The sequence below is a fragment of the Sphaerotilus sp. genome (assembly GCF_013299175.1).
Lineage (GTDB): Bacteria > Pseudomonadota > Gammaproteobacteria > Burkholderiales > Burkholderiaceae_C > Sphaerotilus.
Genome location: NZ_JAAFKF010000145.1, coordinates 1 through 7,233 on the forward strand (window position 1 = coordinate 1; position 7,233 = coordinate 7,233).

General features: G+C 68.3%; 6 protein-coding genes. 2 read left to right on the forward strand and 4 right to left on the reverse strand.

Features of this window, described 5'->3' with window-relative positions:
• The coding region (locus tag QZW52_RS17825) for an ABC transporter ATP-binding protein (RefSeq protein WP_434738358.1) at positions 1-860 on the forward strand (860 nt) is incomplete at its 5' end.
• Positions 857-1,666 carry an ABC transporter permease gene (locus tag QZW52_RS17830; RefSeq protein ID WP_434738359.1) on the forward strand — a complete coding sequence of 270 codons (810 nt, stop codon included), beginning with the start codon at positions 857-859 and terminating at the stop codon, positions 1,664-1,666. The genes QZW52_RS17825 and QZW52_RS17830, both read left to right, overlap by 4 nt.
• Positions 1,667-1,675: 9 nt before the next feature.
• On the opposite strand, the gene QZW52_RS17835 is transcribed toward QZW52_RS17830, so the two are convergent.
• The 4 genes from QZW52_RS17835 to QZW52_RS17850 form a co-directional block, all read right to left on the reverse strand.
• A complete protein-coding gene (locus QZW52_RS17835; protein WP_294001149.1) occupies positions 1,676-2,236 on the reverse strand; it encodes a hypothetical protein in 561 nt (186 codons plus the stop codon).
• A gap of 43 nt (positions 2,237-2,279) precedes the next feature.
• Positions 2,280-6,374, reverse strand: coding sequence for a pilus assembly protein (locus QZW52_RS17840; RefSeq protein ID WP_294001150.1), 4,095 nt, complete (start codon positions 6,372-6,374; stop codon positions 2,280-2,282).
• A 3-nt stretch (positions 6,375-6,377) separates the two neighbouring features.
• Positions 6,378-6,959, reverse strand: a complete 582-nt coding sequence (locus tag QZW52_RS17845) for a pilus assembly PilX family protein (RefSeq protein ID WP_294001152.1) — start codon at positions 6,957-6,959, stop codon at positions 6,378-6,380.
• On the reverse strand, positions 6,956-7,233 hold a 278-nt coding region (locus QZW52_RS17850; RefSeq protein ID WP_294001154.1), incomplete at its 5' end, for a hypothetical protein. The genes QZW52_RS17850 and QZW52_RS17845, both read right to left, overlap by 4 nt.

The following is a 7,233-nucleotide window of genomic DNA, read 5'->3' on the forward strand; positions in this document are numbered from 1 at the left end:
GCGGTGCATTGCAGGCCCTCGACGCTGTCAGCCTCGACATCGCCCCAGGTGAATTCTTCGGTCTGCTCGGCCCCAACGGCGCCGGCAAGACCACCCTGATCAGCATCCTGGCCGGCCTGTCTCGGGCGACGACCGGCCGCGTGCGCGTCATGGGCCACGACGTGGTGGACGACTACGCGGCGGCCCGCAAGGCGCTCGGCATCGTGCCGCAGGAACTCGTGTTCGACCCCTTCTTCTCGGTGCGCGAGACGCTGAAGATCCAGAGCGGCTACTTCGGCGTGAAGGGCAACGACGCCTGGATCGACGAGCTGCTGTCCGGCCTCGGCCTCGCGGACAAGGCCGGCGCCAACATGCGGCAACTGTCGGGCGGGATGAAGCGCCGCGTGCTGGTCGCGCAGGCGCTGGTGCATCGGCCGCCGGTCATCGTGCTGGACGAGCCGACGGCGGGCGTGGACGTGGAGCTGCGCCAGACGCTGTGGCAGTTCATCGCCCGGCTGAACAAGGAAGGCCACACCGTGCTGCTGACCACGCACTACCTCGAAGAGGCCGAGGCGCTGTGCGGCCGGATCGCGATGCTCAAGCAGGGCCGCATCGTCGCTCTCGACCGCACGAGCAACTTGCTCGCGGGCACGTCGAGCACGATGCTGCGCTTCAAGACCGACGACGCGCTGCCCGCCGACATCGCCTTGAACGCCCGCGTCACCGGCCGCATCGCGCAGGTCAAGGCCCACGACGCCGCCGAGGTCGAGCAACTGCTGACGCGTCTGCGCACGGCCGGTGTGCGCCTCGAAGACCTCGAAATCGGCCGCGCCGACCTCGAAGACGTGTTCCTGGAAATCATGCAAGGAGGCCGCGCATGAGCACGTCCGTAACGACCACGACGATGACTTCGACCTCTACCAACCCGGTCTTCGCCGGTGCCGGCACGCTGTTCTACAAGGAGGTGCTGCGCTTCTGGAAGGTCGGTTTCCAGACGGTGGCCGCGCCGGTGCTGACGGCGGTGCTGTACCTGCTGATCTTCGGCCACGTCCTCGAAGACCATGTGAAGGTCTACGACTCGGTGGGCTACACCAGCTTCCTGATCCCCGGCCTGGTGATGATGAGCGTGCTGCAGAACGCCTTTGCCAACAGCTCCTCCAGCCTGGTGCAGAGCAAGATCACGGGCAACCTGGTCTTCCTGCTGGTCTCGCCGCTGTCGCACTGGGCGTGGTTCGTGGCGTATGTCGGCGCGTCGGTGGTGCGCGGGGTGGTGGTCGGCACGGGGGTGTTCGTGGTCACGGTGTGGTTCGCGCCGCTGCGGATGGCCGAGCCGTGGTGGGCGCTGGTGTTCGCGGTGCTGGGGGCGGGGATGCTGGGCAGCCTGGGCTTGATCGCGGGTCTCTGGGCCGACAAGTTCGACCAGATGGCGGCGTTCCAGAACTTCATCATCATGCCCATGACCTTCCTGTCGGGCGTGTTCTATTCGGTGCATTCGCTGCCCGGCATCTGGCAGCAGATCAGCCACCTGAACCCGTTCTTCTACATGATCGACGGGTTCCGGCGCGGCTTCTTCGGCGTCAGCGACGTGTCGCCGTGGGTGAGCCTGGGCGTGGTGTCGGCGAGCTTCCTGGTGATCGCGACCATCGCGCTGCGGCTGCTGGCGAGCGGGTACAAGCTGCGGCACTGAGCCACGGCGTCACGGGGGCGCGCTGTCCAGTTGCAGCTCCAGCTCGATCTGGCTGGCGACATCCCGCCCCTGGTAGCGGCCGGGCACGAACGCGGTGCCGCGGAACATCGCCTCCAGTGCGGGCAGCACGAAGGCGTCGAGTTCGCTGATCTCGACCGGCTCCACCCCGACGACGGACCCCGTGGCGCTGACGAACAACCGCACCCGCACGGGCAGGCCGCTGATCGGCTGCTCCGCCAATGCGTCGAGCCACCGCAGGTCCGGCGCGGACACGGGCGTCGGGCGCCGGTCCAGCCAGGCCGCTGGGAGGAACGGGTCCGGGTGTTCGTCCGGGTGTTCGGTCGCTGGGGGCGCTGTGGTCGGGTGGGCGGGGCGAGGTGCTGGAGTGGGTGGCGACGCCCATGCCATGCCGGGGCGCGCCGCAGGATGGGCGATCCTGGCGGGCGCTGCCTCCAGGGAACGGATCGACACCACGGGGTCAGGGCGCACCACCGCTGCGGCGACACCCGGTGCGCGCGGCCAAGTGTTCAGCACCAGAACGTGCAGCAGCCCCACTGCCACGGCCAGCACTGCCCGAGCGGCACACGCCTGCCAGCCGTGCCGCTGTGCGTGCTCAGTTCGCGGTGGGGACTTCACGCCAGTTCAGCCGCCGCAGTGTGTTGCTGGCGCCATAGGTGCCCGGCAGGTTGTTGACGCTGCCGTCACTGCGCCCGGAGATGAGCCGCACCTTGCCGCCGATGTTCTTGAACGTCAGGTCCGAGGCCACGCCCGTGCTGTAGGGTGTCAGCGCCGTGGCGGAGCCGCCGCCATCGACCAGCACACTCTTGCCATCGGCAAAGTTCACGGCCATCACCGTGCTGGTGCCGGAAGGGGTGCATGCCTGGCCGTTGGGCAGGTTGATCGCCACGCCGACCAGTCCGTTGTTGACGACCGGGGCCACGGTGATGCGCTCGGCGATGCCGGAGGCGCTGTCGGAACCCAGGTCGCGGTACCAGCCCATCGGCTGCGTCGGGGCGCTGCCGATGCCGCTGAGCAGGTCGGTGTTCTGGTTGAGCTTGCTGCGGGTGATGGGGAAGCTCACGCCGGTGGGCAGCGTGGTGGCCGTGTACATCTGCGTGGTGGTGCCGTCAATGATGGCGTAGAAGGTCTGCTTCTGGGTGCTGGCGATGTCGCTGTCGGCCAGCAGCCGGCCGGTGCCGACCAGCAGGTAACGCTTGCCGGAGTTCGGCTCCACCATCACGCGCACCGGCGTGGTGATGGGCTGGGGGGTGCCGGAGGCGTCGCTGAGCTGCGCCAGGACCAGTGGAGCCGGGTAGCTGCCGCTGTCGGCACTGACATCGACGCGCCAGACGTGGCCCTGCATGTCGCCGGCGTACAGCGCCGTGGCGGTGTAGTCGGTCAAGTCCGGGAGGAAGGCGGTGACGTGTGCGACATCCAGGGGCGCCGCAGGGGTGCCGCCGGGCAGCACGATCTTCTCCAGCAGCACGCCGGTCTTCGGGTTGACCAGGTGGAGGGCGCCGCTGCCGTCCGGGGTGTTGTAGCCCGAGGGGATCACGGCGGTCCAGCCGTACTTGGCGGTCTTGACGATGCGGGCGTCGCCGTAGGTCTGGCCCATCGTGCTGTCGGTGTATTCCCAGAGCACCTTGGTGGCGGCGGTCGTCTCGCTGGTCCAGGTGGTCGGGCTGGTCACGTCGAGCGCGTAGTAGCCCCGGCCACCCTTGCCCAGTCCACCGACCAGCACGCTGCGCCAGTCGGATTGGGTGGCGCTGGCCGCCGGCATCCCGCTGACGCGCAGGAAATCGACATCGAAGACCTGCGGGGTGGCGTCCACGTAGAAGCGGTGTTCGTAGGACGGGTTGCCGAGTGCGGCCAGACCCGTGCTGGGGGCGGTGGCCGGCGTGCCGTAGACGAAGCTGGGCACGTAGGCCAGCAGCTCTGTGCCTTTGGTGGCGCCAGCGAGTCCACCGTCGAAGGCGTGCAGCATCCCGTCGTTGGCCCCCACGTAGACGACGCTCTTGCGGGCCGAGTAGGTGCGGCGGAAGGCGTTGTAGCCGGGGTTGGTGACATCGTAGTAGGGCGACTGGGGGGCGGCGACGACCGTGACCTTGGAGTTGACGATGTCGCCGAACACGTAGCTGCGGCTGCGGTAGGCGCCGCCGTTGCTGGTCTCGTTGGTGCGAACGCCGCGCAGGTAGTCGAGGAAACTGGCGGCCGACTGCGACGCTGCGGCCACGCCGGGCACGTTGGCGAAGGTGCTCCAGTTGGTGCGGGCGGACAGCACCGCGCTGTTCAGGTTGCTGAGGCGAAACGGCAGGCCCGCGCCAGTGGCGGTGCAGCAGGTGACGATCTTGCGGTTGTCGGGCAGGGTGGTGCCGAGCAGGTCGCGTGCGTTCCAGACTTGCATGGCCGAGGGGGTGCCGTCGCTGGCGTAGCTGACCGAGGTGCCGATGAGCGTGCCGGTCCAGTACTTGGGGTCGTAGCTGGCGGAGAAGCTGGCGTTGCCGCTGACCGCTTCGTTCAGCGACGCCGAGGAGAACGCGGTCGAGGTGGCGGCCGAGGCTTCCGCAGCGATCTTGGCGAACGCCCGGCTCAGGCCGGACACCATTTGCGTGGCCTGTCCGCCGGTGAAGTAGTTGTCGGGCCGCAGATAGGTGCTGCTGCCGGGCAGGGTGTCGGTGTTGGTGTACCAGGCGGCCTGCGGCAGGGTCGTGGTCGAGTTGGTGGTCGCGTAGGGGCTGAAGCCGGCCGGGACTTCAAAGCCACCGTACTTGGCTGCCAGCCAGTATTGGTTGCGGTGGCTATAGCTCTGGCCTTCCAGCACATCGACCCAGTAGGTGTTGACCGTCTGCGTGCCGGCGAGGTCGCTGCGGATGTCGCGCGTGTGGGCGTCGTAGGCCAGTCCGGCGATGAAGAAGCTGTTGTTGCGGCCGGAGGAGTAGCTGCCCAGATTGGTGGTGGGCGCTCCTTCGAGCTGACCGACCATGCCGGTGGATGTCTTGACGTTGACCTCCGTGTCTGCGGTCACTGCAGCGGGCATGGTGGGCTCGTTGGTGCGGATGGTGCTGCCCTGGAGGTTGGAGTCGTTCCAGGTGTTGATGTCGCCGATGCCGAGGATGAAGTTCTTCTGGCAGGAGTAGAGGATCGGGTCGTCCCAGGTGGTGATGACGGGGAAGTCGTCGATCGTGGCGGTCAAGGTGCCGGTGCTGGTGATGCCGGTGAAGGTGCTGTAGCTGGCCACCGGGCCGAGCTTGCGGTAGTAGCGCAGGCCGGCGTAGTACAGCTCGCTCACCGGGTCGTAGCTCTTGAGCGCGTGCGAGAACAGGCCGAACTTGTTGAGGTAGTTCATCACGCCGCTGTTGACCACCGGCGCCGACAAGCCGGTCTCTGCCAGCGCGCGGGCAGTCGTGGCGGCGGCATCGGCCGTGTCGGGGTTGAGCAGCATGACACCGGTGGTGGCGTCCCACTCCGTGGTGGCGTTGGGCAGCGAGACCGAACCTGGCACTGGCTTGCTCGGGCCGATGTACTTCATGCGCGAGCGCATCACGCCGCCGTCCCGGCTGGCGGCACTGTCGTTGAGGTAGCCGAAGGCCGAGTAGCGCAGCTTGCTGGCGTACTTCTGCATCAGTCCTTCGGGCTTGTAGCTGCTGGCGTAGGGGACGCAGTTCGTCTCCAGTCCGACCGCGGGGTCGCACGCCTGGAGCTGGATGTAGACGCGGTAGAAGGCGCTGGTGCTGTCCGTGCCGGCCGCGGAGGACTGGCCCGTGTAGTTCGTGTAGGCGGGGTCGGCCTGCTTGCAACTGGATGCGCTGGTATCGGCCACCGTGGCGGTGCAGGTGTTGGTGTTGCCGCCGGCTTGCGTGCTGGTGCAGGTGTAGAGGTAGCTGCTTCCGCCGCGGGTGTAGCCGCAGGTCACGCTGTACGCCGGATTGGCGTTGTTCACCGTGCAGAAACTGTCCGGGTTGGCCGTGGTGCAGGTGTTGGTGCCGCTTGCCTGGGTGTTGCAGGAGTAGGTGGCCGTACCGCTGGAGATGCTGAAGTTGCAGCGCAGATCCAGGTTGGCGCTCACCACCATGGCGTGGCCCATGCCGCTGATGCGGGTGATGGCGCTGCCCCAGGTGAACGGGGTCGCGCCACTGACGCCGTTGGAGGTGAGCTTGTCGGGGTAGAAGCCCTGACGCCCCCCCATGCCGCCGTGGTAGGTTTTCTGCAGCACCGTCAGCGTGGGCGTGTCGAAGCCGGCCATGCGCGTGCCGCCGGTCAGGGTCCAGCGGAAGGCGTCGATGCTCTGTGTCGAGGTCCAGTTCAGCCAGTTGCCGCTCCACAGCGCAGCGGTGGTGGTGGAGGTGCAGGCGTGTGCGGTGGCCGGGCCGTGGGGCACGAAGTAGCTGTTGGCCGGGGTGACGGTGTTGGCGAGGTAGCGGTAGCACTTCTCGGGATCGAAGTAGCCGACGTAGACCGTCGCCGGGGTGTAGGCGGTGGTGCTGGTGTAGGCAGGGGTGCTGGCGGTGGGCCACTCGACCGACAAGGCCAGCAGCAGGTTGCCCGGCACGCTGGCTGAGGAAAACAGCGGTGCGTCGGCCAGATCGATGGCCTGGGCGGGCGGGGCGGCGCTGGTCAGCAGACCCGCCAGCGCGACCACCAGCGCGGCCGTGGCCGACCGGTGTGGGGACAGGCGGTGGTGGCGTTGGGGGATGTGCAGGAGGGTCATGGTTCAGCGCGCCACGGTGGATTGGAAGAACGCTTGCGTGTTGCGCGGGCCGGTGGCGCGCACGCTGATGCGGTAGACCGGCTGGGCCTCGCCGCGCACGTTGCGGTAGCGGTCATCGGCGGCACGGTCGCCGAGCGTGGTGGCCAGCGCGCAGGCATTGCCGCCGATGTCCCCGGCCGCTGTGCATTGGCGATCGACCACGACGCGCACCGTCACGCCACTGGCCGTGTCCGTCAGGTCGGCACCGGTCATGCCCGCGGCGGTGAAGGCCGCGTCGCTGAGCAGCAGGAGGGGGATGCCCTGGGCGTTGGTGGCGAGCCGGCTGGCCGAGTAGTTCACCGCCACCACGTTGGCGTTGCGCACCGACTCCACGGACAGGGCACCGGTGCCGCTGAACCGGGTGATCGCCTGCGCCATGCCGCGCTCGGCCTGGTTGGCGAGGTCACGCCGGAAGGCGAGGTTGCCCGCCTGCAGCAGGCTCACGTCCATGGCCCGCACCAGCGACAGCCCGGCGATCAGCACCACCACGAGCGCCACGAGCGTGAACAACAGGATGACCCCGGACTGGGTGCGGCGCAGGTTCATGGCGTGATCAGCAGATTGCGCAGCGGGATGGTCGATTCCAGCGTGCGGTGGCGGTAGCGCCGCTCTGCGGCGCTCAGGGAGCGGGTGTAGGTGAGCGCATCGCCAAGATCGGCAAACAGGCGCAAGCTGGTCGGTGCCACGGTCGAGCCTTCCTGCGCGGTCGAACGCAGCAGCCAGCCGACCCGCACCGCCACGATGGTGCGCAGCCGGGCATTCGCGGCCAGGCTGCCGTCCATCAGGCTGGCGATGGCGTAGGTGCCAGTCGGTGTGACCC

Bases quoted from the DNA above. Each gene is read 5' to 3' on its own strand.
- QZW52_RS17830 (WP_434738359.1), top strand. From the start codon at position 857: ATGAGCACGTCCGTAACGACCACGACGATGACTTCGACCTCTACCAAC.
- QZW52_RS17845 (WP_294001152.1), bottom strand. From the start codon at position 6,959: ATGAACCTGCGCCGCACCCAGTCCGGGGTCATCCTGTTGTTCACGCTC.
- QZW52_RS17840 (WP_294001150.1), bottom strand. From the start codon at position 6,374: ATGACCCTCCTGCACATCCCCCAACGCCACCACCGCCTGTCCCCACAC.